Source organism: Paenibacillus sanfengchensis, assembly GCF_036864765.1.
GTDB lineage: Bacteria > Bacillota > Bacilli > Paenibacillales > Paenibacillaceae > Fontibacillus > Fontibacillus sanfengchensis.
The window spans coordinates 444,107-462,567 of the sequence record NZ_JBAGJC010000003.1 but is presented as its reverse complement, the minus strand read 5'-3'; the positions used below and the strand labels follow the sequence as shown (position 1 = coordinate 462,567).

Below are 18,461 nucleotides of genomic sequence, written 5' to 3'. Positions count from 1 at the left end.
CTGGGCCGCCCGGTTGAATCGGAGTCGTTTCGACTAGTGCCCCGTCAGACAATCCTTGATTAACATAGAATTCCTGCATATCTGCAGGTTTTTTTCCTGTTCGGAACAAAAATTTCAAAATTCCTGCAATTCCTGCAGGAATTTTCGACGAAATAGGCTCGTTTCTCTAAAACCGCTAGAAATACCTGCAGATTTGCATCTTTTTTCGCATACCCTCGTGGATCGGTCAAAATACCTGCAGATTTGCATCTTTTGGAGTTGGAAGTGAGCTCGGCACCTTGATAGTCCGTGGGCTTAATACGGATTTGGATGTCTGATGGGACACTAGATGCCCTTTTGCCTAACTCCGAAACGCCCGCTTCGCCAGTTTATACACCTTTTCATATAAGACATCTTTATATAAATTAAACGCCGCCTCTGCTAGCGGTTCGGGGTAGCTCATGATCTTGAGCGGCAAATCGGGCTGTCCTTCCTGAAGCGGAGGCTGCACATATTCAAAAGGATTGAGATGAAATCCCAAACGTTCGTAAAAGCCGATCCTCCGCCCCGCCAGCTCCGTGTCGGGAGGCTCCACCTCCAAAAGAATCGGTTTGAATGATTCCCCGATATAGGCGGTCATTAACTTTTTGCCTAAGCCGCCTCCCCTGATGGCTGAATCCACGGCAATATGTTCCACAAAGCGAAACGACGGAAATTCCCATATGGCCATGAAGGCAATGACCCGGTTATGGTCATTCGTTTCCGTGATCAGCCGATAGTGCGGGTCGGCCAGCAATTCCTGTTGTCCGGCATAGGTTCTTCGTTCGCTTTCCGGAAAAGAAGCCTCCATGATGGCGAAAATTTGATCAAATACGTCATGCTTCATCGTTAACAAACTTCCCTTTCTACTTTGGTTGTCTGTCTTTATTATACCTCAATCCCCTTCCCCCCGAATCGCCCCGCTCTCCTTTATAAAATTTTGCGCTTGACCTTAGGTCAGACCTAAGGTGTAACGTAGACCTATGCCAAGCCTCAGCAATTAGGAGTGAATCCCATGAAAAAAGAGATCACGATTAGTGAGTTAGCCAAACTGATGAATGTGTCAGTTCATCAAATTCGTTATTTTGAGGAGAAAGGAGTACTGCAACCCGCTTACACCGACAGCAATCAGTATAGAATGTACGGCATGACCGAAATTTACCGGTTGGCTCATATTTTGTTGCTTCGCAAGCTGGAGGTACCCGTCAAGTCGATTGGAGAAAGTATGTCGGACTTCTCGACAGATCAATATCGGGAGCTATTGCGGCAATCCTTGCGGGACATAGACGCCGAGGTGGTACGATTGCAGGAATTACAGCGGTTTATCGAAAAAGTGTTGCAGGAACAACAAAACTTCAGCCAGTCATCCACTTCATCCTCTCCTTACCAAATAAAGCAAAGAGAGATGGTTTTTTTGGAACAATGGTTTGAAGTGAGTGCCAACTTGACGCTCCATGCCAAACTTTTGGCGGAACAGGCCAAGCGTGCGACGAACTTGTTTGAGTCCGACATTCATTATATCTATACGGGTTCGGACTCAATGGCTTTATGTCTGGAAACGGAAGAGCCCGGCGATCTTTCCTTACCGGGAGGCTATTATCTGTCCAAACAGAGTCTGATTTATGAGGAAGCCGAACTCGACCGAGCGATTGAAGCGTTTTATGCCTATGCCGATGCGCAGTCTTATATTTTGGCGGGACCTCTCATCCTGATCGAACGATCCTACTTATCGTTGTTTAGCCCTCACGCCTTGCATTTCGAGATACAGTCCCTGATGGAAAAAGAACCGGGTTCGCAATCTGAAAAAGGTGGGGAGTGGCAATGAACGAAGCGCCGATCACGATTGAACCGATGCAAGCCAAGTATAATCCCCAGGTGGGGCGGCTGCTGGTACACGGGTTTCGCGGGAAGTTTCAACGTCTGGCGAAGCTGAATGATGAGGAATTGTCGCTTTTTTTCGAGAAAATGTTGGAACTGTATCCCTACGAACCCGCAAGTCAAAGAGTAATCGCCCTCCAAGAGGGAGTGGTCCTGGGAACGCTGTCCATAAAGTGGAAGGCAGCAGTTAAGGCGAAGGTGAAGCCGGTAAGGCAGCCTTCCCCTTCTTGGAAAAGCTTCAGGCAGTTTGGCCAATGGAATGTGTTCAAATTGGGAGTCGGGCTGTACCTCATGGACCATCAACCCCAGGTGGGGGAATGTTACATCGCGGACTTGGCCGTACATCCGGACTGCCGGGGCAAAGGAATTGGAAAGCGGCTCCTGCGGTGGGCGCAGCATTTTGTACAGTCGGAACCCGGCTTGCAGAAGTTAAGCCTGTACGTCTCGGAGCGTAACCCCCGGGCCAAGGGGCTTTACGAGCAATTCTCGTTCCGCACCCGGTCGGGGGAGTATCATCCCCTTTGGTATTTACTGTTCAATGAAGCGAGATGGTATTACATGGTGAACGACTGCGGACAAGGGGAATTCGGAGCGAAGAGAGGGTAACGATGCGAAAGAAGTTATTGATATTTTGCATGATCATTGCAGTGCTGTTGGGCGGCACCGGAACCTATATTTTGCGGCAAAATAGTTTTCATATGGTTGAGCAGCCGATTGAGATTCAGACGCCCCAGGGGAAACTGACCGGCACGTTTGTGCTGCCTAAAAACTACACAGCCCCGCTGGGACTGGTATTGTTTATACATGGCGACGGCCCCCGGGATGCTTCCGCCGATGGGGGATACAAACCCTTGTGGGAAAGGCTGGCCTCGATCGGCTATGCGTCCCTGTCCCTGAACAAACGGGGAATTCAAGGCTCGGAAGGCAATTGGCTGCATCAGAGCATGGATGACCGGGTGGAGGAAGCGCGTCATGCGCTGGCCTGGGCAAGGCAGCAGCCGATGATTAACGGGAAGCGGATCGGCGTATGGGGAGCGAGCCAGGCGGGGTGGGTCATCCCGAAATTGGCCGGGAAGGAGCCCCTCGCCTTTAGCATTCTGGTATCGCCCGCGATGGATTGGGTGAGACAGGGACAGTATAATACACGCAAAGAAATGGAGCGCGCGGGGCATACGGAAGCGGAAATTCAAGCCAAAGAAGCGGATGACCGCCGGGTTCTCAAACTTTTGGAGCGGCGAGCATCCTATGAAGACTATCTTGCTATAGCCGACGCAAACAACGCCATGACGGAAGACCGATGGACCTTTGTCGGTAAAAACTTCCGGTCGGACGCTACCGGCGATCTCCGTCATTTTCATTCTCCAGTCCTGCTGCTGTTGGGTGAGGAAGACATTCATGTCGACGCGAAAGAAACGGAACGGGTATACCGTCAGAATGTGGCACCGGAGCTGCTGAGCGTCGCTGTTTTTCCGGCTGCGGACCATTCGATGTTAAGTCCCAAAACGGCGAATTCCGAATTACGCGCCGTACTGATCAGTTTGTTTGCCCCGAGGCAAATCACAATTCCCGGATATATGGATGAAATCGAGCGATTTCTGAAGAACCTTCCTGCACGATAATCAAAAGCTCCTGCAAATCATCTGCAGGAGCTTTCTTACGAAATGCCGGAGCAGTCTGCCATCCGGCGCGTCCCGTCTTTGTTGGGTTCTGCCGTTTGTGATAAAATGGCGTTATGCTATGAGAACCGATAAATAAAGAACAGAGTCGTAAAAGCGGAATGGAGGAGTACTGTTGAAGTTGAAGTACAAATTACTGGCCCTGGATATGGACGGAACGCTGTTGAACGATAACCACCAAATTTCGCCGGAGACGGAAAAATGGATCCATCGTGCGGCGGAGGCGGGGGTTCATGTTTGTTTCTCCACGGGGAGAGGCTACGACGAAGCGGCGCCGTTTGGCAAGCAGCTCGGCCTGGAGACGCCGATGATCACCGTCAACGGCAGCGAGGTCTGGAAAACGCCGACCGAACTGTACCGGCGGGAGCTGCTGGATAAAGCGTTGATCGCGAACATGCACGCGATTGCGGTGGAGCATGGCGTGTGGTTTTGGGCTTATGCCGTGGAAGGCAGCTATAACGAGAAAAACTGGGACCCGGCGCTGCTGGACCTCAACCAGTGGATGAAGTTCGGCTACCATACGGAAGATGATGCCATTCGCCACGATATAATGGTGCGGCTGCAGGACCTGGGCGGATTGGAGATTACCAATTCCTCTCCGTATAATTTGGAGATTAACCCGGCCGGGGTGAACAAAGCCACGGGCATTCGGATCGTATGCGACCTGCTGGGACTGGATATGTCGGAGACCGTGGCAATCGGCGACAGCCTCAACGACCTGGCGGCCATTCAAGCGGCCGGGCTCGGCGTAGCGATGGGCAACGCGCAGATTGCGGTCAAGGAGAACGCGGACGTCGTCACCGCTTCGAATAATGACGATGGCATCGCTTGGATTATCCGCGACTATATTTTGACGGGGGAGTGAGCGTAAAGGATGGCTGTACTCGGTTGGATTTTGGTCATCGCCCTGTTTGCCATCGGCATGGCCGGGGCGGTGTACCCCGTATTGCCGGGGGTCCTCGCCGTATATTTTGCCTTTTTCGTCTACGGGTGGTTCTTCTCGTTCGAGCCGTTCGGCTGGCTGTTCTGGACCATCCAGACCCTGATTGTCGTGGCGCTGCTGATCGCGGACTATGCGGTCGGGGCCTGGGGCGTCAAAAAGTTCGGCGGCAGCAAGCTCTCCGTCTGGCTCAGCACGATCGGCATTATCGTCGGGCCGTTTCTGATTCCCGCGTTCGGCCTGATTCTTGGTCCTTTGCTGGGCGCCATGATCGGGGAACTGATCAAAGGGGAATCGCCCAAGCAGGCTTTTAAAGTCGGGGTAGGCTCCGTCGTCGGCCTGTTCAGCAGCATTGTCGTCAAAATCGTGCTCCAACTGGCCATGATCATTATTTTCTTTATCTGGGTCATTTCGTTCTAGAAAGAAGGCGTTTTGGTTGTCGAAGAAAGAGTCTTTTATTAAAGGCACACTGATTTTGGCCGGGGCCGCCCTGATCGCCAGGGTGCTCGGGCTGTTTCAGCGTGTTCCGCTGGAGCATATTTTGGGGGATATCGGCAACGCGGCCTATGGTCAGGCCAATGCCGCTTACTTTATGCTGCTTACCCTGGCGACGGCTGGCATTCCCAGCACACTCAGCAAAATGGTGTCCGAACGCCATGCGTTGGACCGCCCAGAAGAAGCCGGCCGGGTCTATCAGGCGGCCCTCATTTTCGCCGCGGTCGCCGGTGTGGTGATGTTTACTTTGCTGTATGTGATGGCCCCTTACTATGCCGCCTCCACGGAGGTGCCGGAATCGGCCGTGGCAATTCGCGCGCTGGCGCCCGCACTCCTGATTTTCCCGCTGATTGCGATCATTCGGGGTTATCTGCAGGGGAGGAACATCATGATCGCCGGAGGGGTTTCCCAGGTCATCGAGCAGATCGTCCGCGTCATTACAGGGATCCTCCTGGCGTTTTTGTTCTACTACTGGGGCTTTTCAGGTGAAAAAATCGCCGCGGGCGCTACGTTTGGCGCGGTCCTTGGCGGGGTCGCCGCCCTGATCGTCATGCTCTATTTCAGTGCGAAGGTCCGTAAGGGAGATCGTGCGGAAAGCCTTGTTTCAAAGGTAACGCCGGAGAATCGGCTGCCGCTGTCCCGGATCTATAAAGAAATCTTTAAGCTGTCAATTCCGATCGTGCTGACGGCGCTGGCCGTGCCGGCCGTCAACTTCATCGATACCTCGATCCTCAAGCCTTTGCTGAGCGGTCAGCTGGGTTCGGATCAAGCGACATATATCCTGGGGATTCTCGGCAGCCGCGCACAAATGATCGCGGGCATTCCGCCGATTCTGGCCATCGCGCTAAGCCAATCGCTCGTTCCGATCATCTCGGCGGCGTATGCCCGCGGGGACAGCGAGCATTTGAAGAGACAGGTGACGCTGGCGATGCGCGTGTCCATCCTGACGGGGATGCCGATTATCCTGGCGCTCAGCACCGCCGCTTATTCCGTCAACGGCCTGCTGTTCAGTACGCGGGACGGCAGCAGCATCGTGGCGCTGCTGACCCTGATGACCATCTTCCAGATTACGATGATGACCAGCAACTCGATTCTGCTCGGCATCAACAAAGCGAACCTGTCAATGGTTCATGTCGCGGTCGGCATTGCCGTCAAGCTGGGCGCCAGCTACGCGCTGGCTCCGTTCTGGGGCATTTACGGCATCATCGCCGCCACGGGGCTCGGCTTCTTCCTGATTACGCTGCTGAATGTCCGGGCGATGAAAAAGATCGTTCCGTTCTCCATTATGGGCGGCCGGTGGATTGGCTTCCTGCCGACCCTGGTTATCCTGGCGGGCGTCGGCTACGGGCTGAATCAGGCCGGCATTCAAATGATTTCGTTCCTGCCGGACCGGGTGGCCTTCTTCCTGACCTGCGCGATCGTCGGTCTGGCCGTGGTGGCGCTGTACCCAGTCATGCTGGTGCTGCTGCGGGTGGTCCGCCGGGACGAGCTGTCCAGCTATCCCGGGCCGCTGCGCAAGCTGCTGTCGCCGCTGATGCGGCTGCAGCGCCAGAGCCGCGCCGGGTCCGCGGACTAAGCGCCCGCGGACGGGGGCGGGGGCCGCACAGCCGATTGGCTAGTGCGGCCTTTCGTTTGGGTCGCCCAGCGCGAGCGCATCATGCGCCAGGGCGGCCTTAAGAATGCCGCCGCGATGTTCGCGACTGATGTCGCACAAATACGGCGGCTGCGGCGCGCTGATGGCGTTCAGCGCGCTCATGTCCTTGAGCCAATCCTCGCGGGAGATTGGCTCATAGGGCGTGTCGCCCCAAGCGTCGAGCAGCTTGGGGCTGAACAGACGCCGGCCGGGCGGCAGCGCCCCGCCGGCCAGAAGCGCTGACCCCTGCGCCGCGGAGGTCAGCGCTTCTTCTCTATTGGCCGTGAAGCATTCCGGCCAATAGTCCGCGCGCGAGCCGCTGTGCGGCACGCGCGCGGCGAAGCACTCCGCGCCGCGGCGCACGGCGCGCAGGCCCATCAGCATCGCGTACAGGCTTTTGCCTAACGCGATGCGGTCCGCGAGGCCGCCGAAGTCGGACACGACGCGCCCGGCCAGCCGGCGCACCGCTTCCGCCTCCCGGCGGCCCTCCCCGTCGTCTTCCAGGAGCGGGAAGACGACTTGGTTCAGCCCGGCCAGACTGTTCACATGGAAGGCCGGCTGCTTGGTGACGTGCTTGCGGTAAAACGGATGGCGGATAACCCGCTTTTCGATGTAATTTTGCTCGTTGATAATCAGGCCGACCGTCAGCAGCGCGCTGCCGCGATCGATCCAGAACCGTTCCCAGAACGGCCGCATAAACCGGGACACGTGAAAGAACGGGAGCAGGTGAAAATGGCTCGCCCCCCGTTCCCGGCTTTTCATATAGAGCAGGAGCTGCGGGTAGGCGTCCTGAAAAATCAGCGCATTGCTCCGTTCCAAAAAGCGGTAATTGGAGCGCTTCTGCTGCTCGTCCATCAGATCGGCCACGCGCCCCTGCAAATCCGTCATATTCCAGCCGGCGTTCCGGGACACCATATGGGCAAGAAAAGCCCAATGCAGTTCGGGATAAGCCTGGTAACAGGCCAAATAGGCTTCGGTGCGGGTGATATTGCTGACGCCGGCCCGTCCGGTCTCCAGCGCGATCTCCTCGGCAAGCGCCCGGTCCGCTTCGCTCCAGACAGCCTGTCCGCCCCGGTCGGCCGTACCGCGGCACAGCAGCTCTTCGAGCTCCCGGGCCACGGTACGGGCGGCGATTTCGTCCCAGCCCAGCGGGATTCGTTCCTCCCGCAGCCGGTTGGAGTCGGCAATCCCGGCCGCCTTGCCTTTGACAACCTCGCCGATCGCCGACGGCAGCCGGCGGATGAACTCCATGATCCCCCGGGGCTTGAACGGTCCGTCCGGGTTTTCAGGCAGGTGTTTCATGGGACTCCTCGCTTTCTTTTTCTTGTCACGTACCTTGAAACAACTCTATTTCCAGTATGACCAGAAATTTGACTTCCACTCGCGCTTTTGGTTGACTTGACATAGGAACGCGAAAAATCCATTTTGATTCAACCAGGAGGGAAGAAATCATGAAACAAGTGCAAAGCGCAGCCGAATTTCAGGTCAGCATCCAATCGAGCAATCTGGTCGTCGCGGTATTTAAAGCCGATTGGTGCGGGGATTGCAAGTTTATCGATCCGTTTATGCCGGATGTGGAGGAGAAGTACAAAGACCGCCTTACCTTGATCGAAGTCGACGTGGACAAGGTGGGGGATGTTAGCCAGGAACAGAACATACTGGGTATTCCCAGCTTTGTGGCGTACGCCGACGGACGGGAATTGGTCCGGTTCGTCAACAAGCTGCGCAAATCGCGGGAGGAGATCGAAGACTTCTTGAATAAGGCGATCGATGTCTACCGTACCCTGCATGATACGCCGGAGCGTAAAGAAGGATAATCCGGTTTAATAAAATGAAGAAGATCACAACAACCCCGGGAGAAATTCCGGGGTTTTGCTTGTTTGGTGAACAATCTGTCACAGACCTCTATGATTCCACCCGTCCGATCGGGTATAATGAGTATGATTTGTACACGGAAACCTGGACTCTTTTCTTTTTTGTGCTTCGACTCCAATATGATCTAGCGGGTGAGAATCCTTGAATACGAAACAATTGAAATGGCTCAGCTATATGTCCTGCCTGGTGATGTTTCTTGCCACCTTGGGCGGAAGCGTCGTGACCAAGACGGAATCGGGGCTGGGCTGCGGCAATGAGTGGCCTTTATGTCACGGTAAATTTGTCCCGGCCCATACGGTCGCTTCGTTGATCGAATATTCGCACCGCGCGGTGAGCGGGGCGGCGGGGCTCTTGTCCGTGGCCGCTTTCGTGGCTTTCTGGCTGTACCGCAAACAGCGGCGGGATTTGCAGTTTTACGCCTTCCTGGCGCTCGTCTTTGTCATGGTCCAGGCGTTTATGGGCGCCATGGCGGTAATTTACCCGACCTCTTCGGCCGTAATGGCTCTGCATTTCGGTTTTTCCCTGATCGCGTTTGCCAGCTCCGTGATGCTCGTGCTGGGCATCCGGGAGGACGAAACGCGGGAGAAGCAGGGGACCAAGGCTCAAAGCTATACCGTGTCGCGGCGGTTCCGTAATTTTACGTGGTTCGCTACGGCCTATACGTATATCGTGGTGTATATCGGCGCGTACGTCAGCCATACCGATTCGGCCGGAGGCTGCTCGGGTTGGCCCCTCTGTAACGGGGCGCTGATTCCCGAACTTTCGGGCGGTGTTGGAATCGCCTTCATTCACCGGGTCGCCGCGGCTATACTGCTGATAGTGATCGCCGCGCTGGGCCACATTGCTTTCTGGAAGCACCCGGGCAACAAGGAAATGCGGTCGCTCGGGATTGCGGCAGCCGGGCTGGTCGTGGTGCAGGTGCTGACCGGGGCCGGCATCGTGTTTACTTTGACCAATTACGAGGTGTATCTGTTCACTTCGTTAGCCCATATCCTGGTACTGGCCGCGCTCTTCGGGGTGCTCAGCTATATGAGCGTCAGAACGTGGCAACTGGCCGGAAGCCGGAAGAGCAAGGAAACCCGGAGCGCGGATGCCGATTTGGAAGCAGCTCCACAGGTTCACCGGAACGCCCCGTAATCTTCGCTTGGCAGAGCTGTCGCGGGATCGGGAAAGGATATAATCACAGGTCGACCGGATCTCGTGGTATCCGTGGGAACTTTCGGGATAAACGATAGAAGCGGAGGAATATTATGCTGCGAAGCTTGCTGGGCGAACCGCCAAGGCAAAATGAAGGACTGCTCGCCAAGGCGATGGATGCGATGACACAGACAACAAGGCTGCTGCACAAACAGACGGAGCTATCCAAGGATCCGACCCATGATTTTCGCAAGCTGGAGATCTGGACGCTGGGGCTGATCTCTTCACTGGATGAGTTGGAGCAGTGCTTGCACGCGGCCGGCTTTTTCCGCCGGAAGGTGCAACGCAATTATGTGGAGGACATGGATCCGGCCGAGCGGGGCGACTACGCGCGGTATGTGTTCTTTTATAAAGACGGATTTATCCGTGTTTTCTCTACCCTGGACAAGCTGGGGACGGTGCTGAACGATCTCTATGATTTGAAAACGTCCAGGGTGAAGGCGCATTTTTCCTATTTTACGGTGCTTCGGCAATTTCGCTATTTGAAGGTTCATCCGGACCTCGAGGAACGGCTCTTCGCCATTAAAGAGAGGCACAAGGAAGCGTTGGCCGTATTGAGAAAGCGCAGAAACACGGAGATTCATTATATGAACTCGGAAATGCAGGATGATTTATGGCAGCGACATCAGGCGCTCCACGGCAAAATCGAGCTGGAGGATCTGGATCGGCATCTCCGCGACTTGGAGAACGGGTACCTCATGGTGTCCGAAACGCTGGAAGCGGTGTTCACCTATACCAATGAGCGCTGGAAAAAAATCTCGGCCAAGTAGCGGTGATCCTGGAAAATCTTTTTTCTATTTTTCCTTTGACAAAAGTACGGAAAGCTTCTATACTCTAAAATAGTTTCATGATCTTACAGGAAATGTTCATCATTAATTTCATATTTTTTCTTATCGAGAGAGGCGGAGGGAAAGGCCCGATGAAGCCCAGCAACCGATTCGTATTCCGGCGGAAAGACGCGTGATTCGCGCAGCCGAGAAACGAGTGTCATGGTGCTAAATCCTTCAAAACCGTGGAACGTGAAATCGGAAGACGCGGTTTTGGCAGATGAGAAGGCATTGTCTTTACGTAAAGAGAGCCCTCTGAATCTGCCGGGCTCTTTATTTTTTTATCTTAATAATTTTAGGAAACTTCGAAAGCGGGAGGCTAATCGGTTTGATTGAACTCAAACAACTGACTAAAATATACGGCACCAAGAAAAAGACCACCACCGCCTTGTCCAGCTTGAACCTGAAGGTGAACAAGGGAGAAATCTTCGGGGTCATCGGCCACTCCGGGGCGGGCAAAAGTACGCTCATCCGCTGCATCAATTTGCTTGAGCGGCCGACGCAAGGCGAGGTTTGGGTCGGCGGCGTCGACCTGACCAAGCTCGGCAAGCGGGAGCTTCAGCAGAAGCGCCGCAAGATCGGGATGATCTTTCAGCATTTTAACCTGCTGTCGTCCGCCACGGTCTATGACAATGTCGCTTTTCCGCTTACGCTGACCGGGACGCCGAAGGCGGAGATCCAACGAAAGGTGGATGAACTGCTGGCCTTGGTCGGTCTGGAGGCGCACCGGGGGAAATACCCGTCCCAGCTGTCCGGCGGACAGAAACAGCGGGTCGGCATCGCTCGGGCGCTGGCCAGCGATCCGGATGTTCTCCTCTGCGACGAGGCGACCTCCGCGCTGGATCCGCAGACGACGGACTCAATCCTGCGATTGCTGCTGGACATCAACCGGAAATTCGGACTCACGATTCTGCTCATTACGCATGAGATGCATGTCATTCAGAGCATCTGCGACCGGGTGGCGGTCATCCACCAGGGCGGCATCGTCGAGGAAGGGCCGGTGACCGAGGTTTTCCTCAAGCCGCGGCATTTTGTAACCCGGGAGTTTATCAACCGGGACGCGTCGGGCGAAGATGGCGGGGAGGGGTTGAAGCTGGCAAGCTCCGTGCCGCATCCGGCATGGTCGAAGCTGGTGAAGATCACCTTCCTTGGCGCGAAGACGTATGAATCGGTATTATCGCAGGTGGTCCGGGAAACCGGGGTCAACTTCGCGATTTTGCAGGGCACGATCTCGACGATCAAAGAGGTGCCGTACGGCAAGCTCACCGTTTCCTTTGAAGGGGACGACGAGCAGGTCGAACGTACGCTGGCCCTGCTTAAAGAACGGGATCTTGATGTGGAGGTGATCGGGTAATGTGGGGCTTGGACTTTTCCAAAATCGACTGGTCCGAAATGGGCACGGCGTCCACGGACACGCTGCAAATGATGGGTTACGCCACCCTGTTCACGTTCCTGATCGGGCTGCCGCTCGGGGTGCTGCTGTACACCTTTTCGCGATCGACCTCGCCGGTCCTGAGCTGGGTGTACCGGATTCTGTCGCTCATCGTGAACGTTATCCGCTCGGTGCCGTTCATCATCCTGATCGTCGCTTTGATTCCGCTGACGCGGGCGATTATGGGTGTCTCCTCCGGGGTGGAGGGCACGATTCCGCCGCTCGTGATCGCGGCCGCTCCGTTCTTCGCCCGGCTGGTGGAGACGGCGCTCCGCGAGGTGGACCGCGGCGTGATCGAAGCCTCGCATGCCATGGGCGCAACGAGCTTTCAGGTCATCCGCAAGGTGCTGCTGCCGGAATCGCTCCCCGGCCTAATCGCCGGAATGACGATCACCGCGGTTACGCTCGTTTCCTATACGGCGATGTCCGGGATGGTCGGCGGCGGCGGGCTTGGTGACCTGGCGATCCGCTACGGTTATTACCGCTACGAGAAAGAAGTCATGATTATCTCCGTTATTTTCATGGTTGTTCTGGTGCAGGTGTTGCAAATGCTGGGTGACCGGCTGGTGATTTATTTTACGCGGAAATAAGGAACATTAAATATACAGATTCATCCTTATTCAAAAAAATTTTGGGAGGTCATACTGTGATGAAAAAATGGACATTTTCGCTGCTAACGCTGGCTTTGGTACTGGTTTTGGCAGCCTGCGGAAACAACGCGGCCAAGAACAACGGCAGCTCCGCTGCCGGCAATGGAGAAAAGGCTCCGGCTGCGGAAGATACGGCGAAAACGCCGGCGGCATCCGAACCGGTCAAACTGGTGGTTGGCGCTACAGTGCCGCATGCCGACATTCTGAAGTTCGTCGCGCCTAAGCTGAAAGAAGAAGGCATCGAGCTGGAAGTCAAAGAATTCACTGACTATGTGCAACCGAACGTGCAAGTTTTCGAGAAGCAGCTGGATGCGAATTATTTCCAACATCAGCCGTACCTAGACGAGCAAAACAAACAAAACAACTTTAACCTCGTTCCGGTCGTAGGCGTTCACGTTGAACCTTTCGGCGCTTACTCCAAAACGCTGAAATCGGCCGACGAAATCAAGGACGGCGCCAAAGTGGCGATCCCGAACGACCCGACGAACGGCGGACGCGCGCTGCTGCTGCTTGAAAAGCAGGGCTTGATCAAGCTGAAAGAAGAAGCGGGCATCACGGCGACGAAAGCGGATATCGTTGAAAATCCGAAGAACCTGAAGTTCCAAGAAGCCGATGCGGCTATGCTTCCGCGCCAACTGGAAGAAGTGGACCTGGCGCTGATTAACACGAACTATGCGCTTGAAGCCGGGCTGAACCCGATGACCGACGCGCTCTTCATCGAAGACAAAGATTCGCCGTACACCAACATTCTGGTATCCCGTCCGGACAACAAAGATTCCGAAGCCATTCAAAAATTGGCCAAAGCGCTGACTTCGCCGGATGTGAAGAAATTTATCGAAGACACCTATAAAGGTGCTTTGGTTCCGGTATTCTAAAATAGCTTAAACACAGATCCCGCTGCCGGAAGGCAGCGGTTTTTTTCTGTATTTGAAAACCTCCGGTTCGAGTACATTATCCTTAAATTAAATGATAAAATTAGTTTTAAGTGATTTTTTTTCATATTATAGGGAGGAGGGGGTTGCCGCTATGAGAAGTGAACGGGAAATGATGAATATGTTTGTTGATTTTGCGGTGAATGATCATAGAATTCGATTGGTAACTTTGGAAGGGTCACGTACAAACAAAAACATTCCCCCCGATACATTCCAGGATTTTGATATTTCTTATTTTGTGACCGACATGGATTCTTTTAAAGGAAATGATCAATGGCTGGATATTTTTGGGCACCGCAGGATGATGCAAAAGCCCGAGGACATGGAACTTTTCCCGCCGGAATTAGGGAACTGGTTTTCGTATATCATTCTATTTGAGGATGGCAATAAACTGGACCTGACCCTTATTCCGGTAAACGAAGCGGAGGATTATTTTACGAATAGCGACGGACTGGTTGAAGTCTTGCTTGATAAGGATGCTCTTGTCCAAAATGAAGTGCTTGCGAGCGACCGTCAATATTGGATTAAAAAACCCACTGCCAGAGAATTTGACGATTGTTGTAATGAATTCTGGATGGTTTCGACTTATATAGTAAAGGGATTGGCGAGAGAAGAAATTCTTTTTGCAATTGACCATTTAAACGAGATTGCCCGGCCAAATTTGTTAAGAATGATGTCTTGGCAGATCGGATCGCAGCAAGGTTATTCATTTAGTGTAGGGAAAAACTATAAATTTATAAATCGGTATCTTCCTAAAGAAGATTGGGAGACGTTGCTGTCAACCTTTTCTCAGAACAGCATCCAAAACATGTGGCAGTCTTTATTCACTTGCTATGCGTTGTTTAGAAAATACGCCCAAGCAGTGGCGGAAACCCTCGGATATAAGTATCCGGATTATGATGAAGCTATTACCGAATATGCTGAAAAGATCTGTCGTTCTATGAACGGGAATTCAAACTCCGGTGGCGAGTCCCGGTAAAATACGGGAAGATGTCCGCCTATCGTCGAACCTCCCGGTTTGTGGGAACGGGGCAAATCTTTTATACTGAAATGGAAGGCCTTACGTGAGGAGGAAACGACGTTGGTGGGAAAAGTCGCCCTGATTACGGGCAGCGCAAAAGGGCTGGGGAAGAAGACCGCTCTGATGCTGGCAGAGCAGGGATGCCATATCGCGCTGAACTATGTACATAGCGAGGCGGAGGCGATGGCGCTCCGTTCTGAGATCGAAGCGATGGGTGTGCGCTGTATGGCCGTCCGGGCCGATGTCTCCCGGCGGGAGGAAATCGGGGCGCTGGTGGAGGAAATCCGCGGTACGCTGGGCCCGGTCGATATTTTGGTCAACAACGCCGGACCGTTCATCCGTGAGCGCCGGTTGTTTGCGGATTATGACCAGCAGGAAATTCTGGCCATGATTAACGGCAACCTGGTCGGTACAATGCTGCTGGACCATCTCGTTCTGCCGGATATGCGGCAGAACGGCTGGGGGCGGATCATTCATTTCGGCTTTGGTCATGCCGCGGAATCGCGGGCCTGGCCGCATCGTGCGGTTTACGCCGCCGCCAAGACCGGGCTGGTCTCCTTCACCAAAACGCTGGCGGTCGAGGAAGCTTCGTTCGGCATTACGGTGAATATGGTCTGTCCCGGGGACATTCGGGGCCGGAACAAGGAGATCTCCATCCGGGAAGCCCGCGGACTATCCGATGGTGAAACCCCGTTGGGCCGCCCGGGGAGCGGGGAGGACATCGCGCGGGTGATTTCTTTTCTCTGCCACCATGATTCCGATTTTATTACCGGCAATATCATGGACATTTCCGGAGGCCTGGACCCGATTCGGCCTTGGGTGAAGCCCTCTTAGTGCCAACATTCTTAAATAATAAAAAAACACGGTCTCGCCGGATATTCCGGGGACCGTGTTTCATTTTGCGCTGTATATCATTAAAATACTTGTACGACCTCTTGCACGCCTTCCACTTCTTCAAACAGTGCGCGCTCGATGCCTGCCTTGAGGGTAATGGTGGAACTTGGGCAGCTGCCGCAGGCCCCCATCAGTTTCAGCTTTACGATGCCGTCTTCCACGTCGACCAGTTCGACGTCACCGCCGTCGCGTTGCAGGAAGGGGCGCAGTTTATCCAAAACTTCTAGAACTTCGTCATACAATTTATCTTGTACGTTTTCACTCATTGTTTTCAACTCCTTTCCTTTCCTATATATTATATTACAAAAAACTTTAAATTTAAATGCTTCGCTGACGGGGAGGACCAGCTTGAAACATATTGTTGAATTTTGTGCGAACAATGCCGCCTTCGGCACCGATCAAGTCATGAACCGCCTGAAGGAGCAGCATGACTGCGAGGTTTATGAATACGGCTGTCTTACGGGATGCGGCATGTGCTATATGTCCCCTTATTGCCTGCTCGATGGCGAGACCGTTGAAGAGGAAACGGCCGAAGGGCTGTATCGGCGAATCATCGAACTCATCAGCGAAGCCGATGAGAACAGGGAATAAGCACTTAATCAGCCCCAATGATGCTTCGATTTCCAGAGCACGCCGCTTTTCAACAGCCGCGGTACCCGGCCGGTCACCTGGGTTTTGCCCATCAGGCCGAAACCGGCCTTTTTGCCGAGCGAGCCGAGCGTGCCCCGCAGCTTGATCGGCTGTAATTTCGGCGTTTCGCCGCGCCATAGTGCGGTAAGCACCTCCGCGATCTGATGCCCCTGGCTTCCGGCCGCCTGGGCGCTGGGTGCGAACGGGAGGCTCGCGCAGTCGCCGCAGACGAATACCTCGGGATAATCCGGAATTTGATGGTACGGATTGAGAAGAACACGGCCCTGCCGGTCTTTGGGGACGTTCAGGTTCTGAACGAGCTCCACCGGCTGGATCCCTGCGGTCCATACGGTAACATCGGATTCAATATCCCCGCCTTCGTAATGGATCACGCCCCGCTCCAGGGATGTAATCGAGATATGGGAGAACGTCTCGACCTCGTGTTCATGAAACCACCTGGTCACATAGGTGGACACTTTTTGCGGGAAGGCCGAGAGCAGCCGCGCCCCCCGGTCGATGAGGGCAATATTCAGATCGGGGCGGCTTTCGCGCAGCTCCGCGGCGATTTCGACCCCGCTCAGCCCTCCGCCGACGATGTTGACTTTGCTGTAAGGCTTCGCGTTGTTCAAGAGCATATAGGATTCCCGCACCGAAGCGAAAGATTGGATGCCGCAGGAGAATTCCTTCGCGCCCGGGATGTTGTGGTAGTTGTCGGTGCAACCCAGGGCGATGACGAGCTGATCGTAAAACAACGGTTCCTCCGCTTCGTCCGCAAAATAAATGATGCGCCGGTCCAAGTCGACCGATGCGGCCTCTCCGTATTTGATTGACATTCCCTCATAGTGGGGGTAAGGGACGCGAAGTTCGTAATCCGATGCTGTACCGGCCGCCAAGGCGTAGTACTCGGTCTTTAAGCTTTGAAACGGGAGCCGATCCACCAGGATGACTTGAACACCCGCCGGAATTCCCCCTTTGAAGAGTTCGTGTACAATCATCGTTCCACCATAGCCGCCACCCAGAATGACAAGTTGCCTCATCGCCACCGTTCTCCTTCTGCCAGGGGGCTTACCGCCCGCCGTGTAGCCTTTTTTAAATAGTTGAACGTCGTAATACGGAATCCATTATTCGTAAACTTCGATTTCGTTATAGAACGTGTCCCGCTCGACCGGGATGCGCCCGGCCCCCTTCACGAGCCAAATGAGCTCTTTCCGGGTCAAGCCGTCCGGCGTAAGCGCCCCCGCGGCGTGGCTGATTTGCTCTCTCAGAATCGTGCCGTGCACATCGGACGCCCCGAAAGTCAAAGCCACCTGGGTCAGTTGTACCCCGATATTGATAAAATAAGCCTTGATATGCTGAATGTTGTCCAGCATCAACCGGCTGATGGCGATGGTCTTCAAATCCTCGTACGCCGAATTCCGCCGCATAATACCGGCGTTCTTATTGCGCGGCTGCATGGACAGCGGGATGAACACCATGAAACCGTTCGTTTCGTCTTGAAGCCCGCGGATTTGCAGCATGTGACGAATCCGGTCCTCATGCGATTCGATCGATCCGTACAGCATCGTCGTATGCGTTCTCATCCCCAGCCGGTGCGCCGTCCGGTGAACATCCAGGTACTGGTCGACATTGGCTTTTTCTACCTTCATCTTTTGCCGGTATTGATCGGACAAAATTTCCGCCCCGCCGCCGGTCAGCGATTTTAATCCTGCCTTTTGCAGTTCCATAAGCACTTCTTTTGTACTGAGTCCGCTGATCCGGGTGAAGAATTCGATTTCCGCCGCCGTGTAGGCTTTCAGTGTAATGTCGGGGAATCTCTCGTTCAAGGCTTTGAGGGAGTCGACATAATACTGGAAGGGAACGTGCTGATTATGTCCGCCGACAATGTGGAACTCACGGACGCCGGGAGTAATATGTTTCTCGACGTAGGCGATCATTTCTTCGCCCGACAGCGTGTAGGCCCCTTCCTCCCCCTGATCCTTGCGGAAATTGCAGAAGGCGCAATGGGATTCGCACACATTGGTGAAATATAAACTCATATTTTCTATGAAATAAACCTTCTTGCCGTTCTTGCGCAAGTTGACTTCATTCGCCAACTGACCAATGGTCAACAAATCGTCGCTTTCATATAAATACACCCCGTCTTCCAGGGTTAAGCGCTCACCTTGTCTTACCTTCTCTACGATTTCGGCCATTCTCTTATCGGTGCTTGGCGTTACTGCAGTGAACATGATAATACCTCCGTTTCCCTGGGGAGAATCCTAACCGGATTCATCCCGGCAGGCTGATTAACCACCCTTCCTATTATAAACCTCGACGGAGAAAGGGACAACAAGCGGAACGGGGATGTTTCGAGTTTGCTGTTA

The 18,461-nt window shown here is 54.2% G+C and carries 20 protein-coding genes and 1 riboswitch; of the genes, 15 read left to right on the top strand and 5 right to left on the bottom strand.

All coding sequences use genetic code 11. From position 1 onward, the window contains the following. Nucleotides 1–340: 340 nt before the first annotated feature. Complete coding sequence (locus tag V4U84_RS08370; RefSeq protein WP_334073579.1) at nt 341–865, bottom strand: GNAT family N-acetyltransferase; 525 nt, start codon at nt 863–865, stop codon at nt 341–343. 168 nt (nt 866–1,033) lie between these two features. On the opposite strand from V4U84_RS08370, the gene V4U84_RS08365 reads away from it, so the two are divergent. From V4U84_RS08365 to V4U84_RS08340, 6 genes are all read left to right on the top strand, one after another. Continuing rightward, on the top strand, nt 1,034–1,843 hold the full coding sequence (locus tag V4U84_RS08365) for a helix-turn-helix domain-containing protein (protein ID WP_334073580.1): 810 nt from the start codon (nt 1,034–1,036) through the stop codon (nt 1,841–1,843). Continuing rightward, nucleotides 1,840–2,502: a GNAT family N-acetyltransferase gene (locus tag V4U84_RS08360; protein WP_334073581.1), complete on the top strand. Its 663-nt coding sequence runs from the start codon at nt 1,840–1,842 to the stop codon at nt 2,500–2,502. The genes V4U84_RS08365 and V4U84_RS08360 overlap by 4 nt, the downstream gene beginning before the upstream one ends. Before the next feature lie 2 nt (nt 2,503–2,504). Next, nucleotides 2,505–3,515, top strand: coding sequence for an alpha/beta hydrolase family protein (locus V4U84_RS08355; RefSeq protein ID WP_334073582.1), 1,011 nt, complete (start codon nt 2,505–2,507; stop codon nt 3,513–3,515). Between the two features lie 178 nt (nt 3,516–3,693). Beyond that, on the top strand, nt 3,694–4,437 hold the full coding sequence (locus tag V4U84_RS08350; RefSeq protein WP_416367219.1) for a Cof-type HAD-IIB family hydrolase: 744 nt from the start codon (nt 3,694–3,696) through the stop codon (nt 4,435–4,437). 9 nt (nt 4,438–4,446) lie between these two features. Further along, nucleotides 4,447–4,932: a DUF456 domain-containing protein gene (locus V4U84_RS08345; protein ID WP_334073583.1), complete on the top strand. Its 486-nt coding sequence runs from the start codon at nt 4,447–4,449 to the stop codon at nt 4,930–4,932. 16 nt (nt 4,933–4,948) lie between these two features. After that, the gene (locus V4U84_RS08340) at nt 4,949–6,583 is read left to right on the top strand and encodes a putative polysaccharide biosynthesis protein (RefSeq protein ID WP_334073584.1); all 1,635 of its coding nucleotides are present in this window, start codon (nt 4,949–4,951) and stop codon (nt 6,581–6,583) included. 39 nt (nt 6,584–6,622) lie between these two features. Here V4U84_RS08340 and V4U84_RS08335 read toward each other — a convergent pair whose 3' ends face one another. Then, nucleotides 6,623–7,942 (bottom strand): DUF2515 family protein, encoded by a 1,320-nt coding sequence (locus tag V4U84_RS08335; protein WP_334073585.1) that lies wholly within the window; start codon nt 7,940–7,942, stop codon nt 6,623–6,625. A 149-nt stretch (nt 7,943–8,091) separates the two neighbouring features. On the opposite strand from V4U84_RS08335, the gene V4U84_RS08330 reads away from it, so the two are divergent. From V4U84_RS08330 to V4U84_RS08295, 8 genes are all read left to right on the top strand, one after another. Beyond that, entirely contained in the window at nt 8,092–8,457 is a 366-nt protein-coding gene (locus tag V4U84_RS08330; protein WP_334073586.1) for a thioredoxin family protein, read from the top strand. A gap of 199 nt (nt 8,458–8,656) precedes the next feature. Then, the gene (locus tag V4U84_RS08325) at nt 8,657–9,652 is read left to right on the top strand and encodes a COX15/CtaA family protein (RefSeq protein ID WP_334073587.1); all 996 of its coding nucleotides are present in this window, start codon (nt 8,657–8,659) and stop codon (nt 9,650–9,652) included. Between the two features lie 113 nt (nt 9,653–9,765). Then, entirely contained in the window at nt 9,766–10,482 is a 717-nt protein-coding gene (locus V4U84_RS08320) for a Cthe_2314 family HEPN domain-containing protein (protein WP_334073588.1), read from the top strand. A gap of 117 nt (nt 10,483–10,599) precedes the next feature. Further along, nucleotides 10,600–10,766: riboswitch (SAM riboswitch) on the top strand. Between the two features lie 101 nt (nt 10,767–10,867). Continuing rightward, nucleotides 10,868–11,893, top strand: coding sequence for a methionine ABC transporter ATP-binding protein (locus tag V4U84_RS08315; protein ID WP_334073589.1), 1,026 nt, complete (start codon nt 10,868–10,870; stop codon nt 11,891–11,893). Further along, nucleotides 11,893–12,561 (top strand): methionine ABC transporter permease, encoded by a 669-nt coding sequence (locus V4U84_RS08310; protein ID WP_334073590.1) that lies wholly within the window; start codon nt 11,893–11,895, stop codon nt 12,559–12,561. The genes V4U84_RS08315 and V4U84_RS08310 overlap by 1 nt, the downstream gene beginning before the upstream one ends. 59 nt (nt 12,562–12,620) lie before the next feature. Then, entirely contained in the window at nt 12,621–13,496 is an 876-nt protein-coding gene (locus V4U84_RS08305; RefSeq protein WP_334073591.1) for a MetQ/NlpA family ABC transporter substrate-binding protein, read from the top strand. A gap of 151 nt (nt 13,497–13,647) precedes the next feature. Then, nucleotides 13,648–14,532, top strand: coding sequence for an aminoglycoside 6-adenylyltransferase (ant(6), locus tag V4U84_RS08300; protein ID WP_334073592.1), 885 nt, complete (start codon nt 13,648–13,650; stop codon nt 14,530–14,532). A 102-nt stretch (nt 14,533–14,634) separates the two neighbouring features. After that, complete coding sequence (locus V4U84_RS08295) at nt 14,635–15,408, top strand: SDR family oxidoreductase (RefSeq protein WP_334073593.1); 774 nt, start codon at nt 14,635–14,637, stop codon at nt 15,406–15,408. A gap of 80 nt (nt 15,409–15,488) precedes the next feature. Here the strand turns inward: V4U84_RS08295 and V4U84_RS08290 are convergent, their stop codons facing one another. Next, nucleotides 15,489–15,734, bottom strand: coding sequence for a NifU family protein (locus tag V4U84_RS08290; RefSeq protein WP_114496928.1), 246 nt, complete (start codon nt 15,732–15,734; stop codon nt 15,489–15,491). A gap of 82 nt (nt 15,735–15,816) precedes the next feature. Between V4U84_RS08290 and V4U84_RS08285 the strand changes: the two genes are divergently transcribed. Continuing rightward, on the top strand, nt 15,817–16,059 hold the full coding sequence (locus V4U84_RS08285) for a DUF1450 domain-containing protein (protein ID WP_334073594.1): 243 nt from the start codon (nt 15,817–15,819) through the stop codon (nt 16,057–16,059). Between the two features lie 8 nt (nt 16,060–16,067). Here V4U84_RS08285 and V4U84_RS08280 read toward each other — a convergent pair whose 3' ends face one another. Both V4U84_RS08280 and mqnE read right to left on the bottom strand, forming a co-directional pair. Continuing rightward, complete coding sequence (locus tag V4U84_RS08280) at nt 16,068–17,135, bottom strand: NAD(P)/FAD-dependent oxidoreductase (RefSeq protein WP_334073595.1); 1,068 nt, start codon at nt 17,133–17,135, stop codon at nt 16,068–16,070. 84 nt (nt 17,136–17,219) lie between these two features. Further along, nucleotides 17,220–18,326, bottom strand: a complete 1,107-nt coding sequence (gene mqnE / locus V4U84_RS08275) for an aminofutalosine synthase MqnE (protein WP_334073596.1) — start codon at nt 18,324–18,326, stop codon at nt 17,220–17,222. Nucleotides 18,327–18,461: the final 135 nt, after the last annotated feature.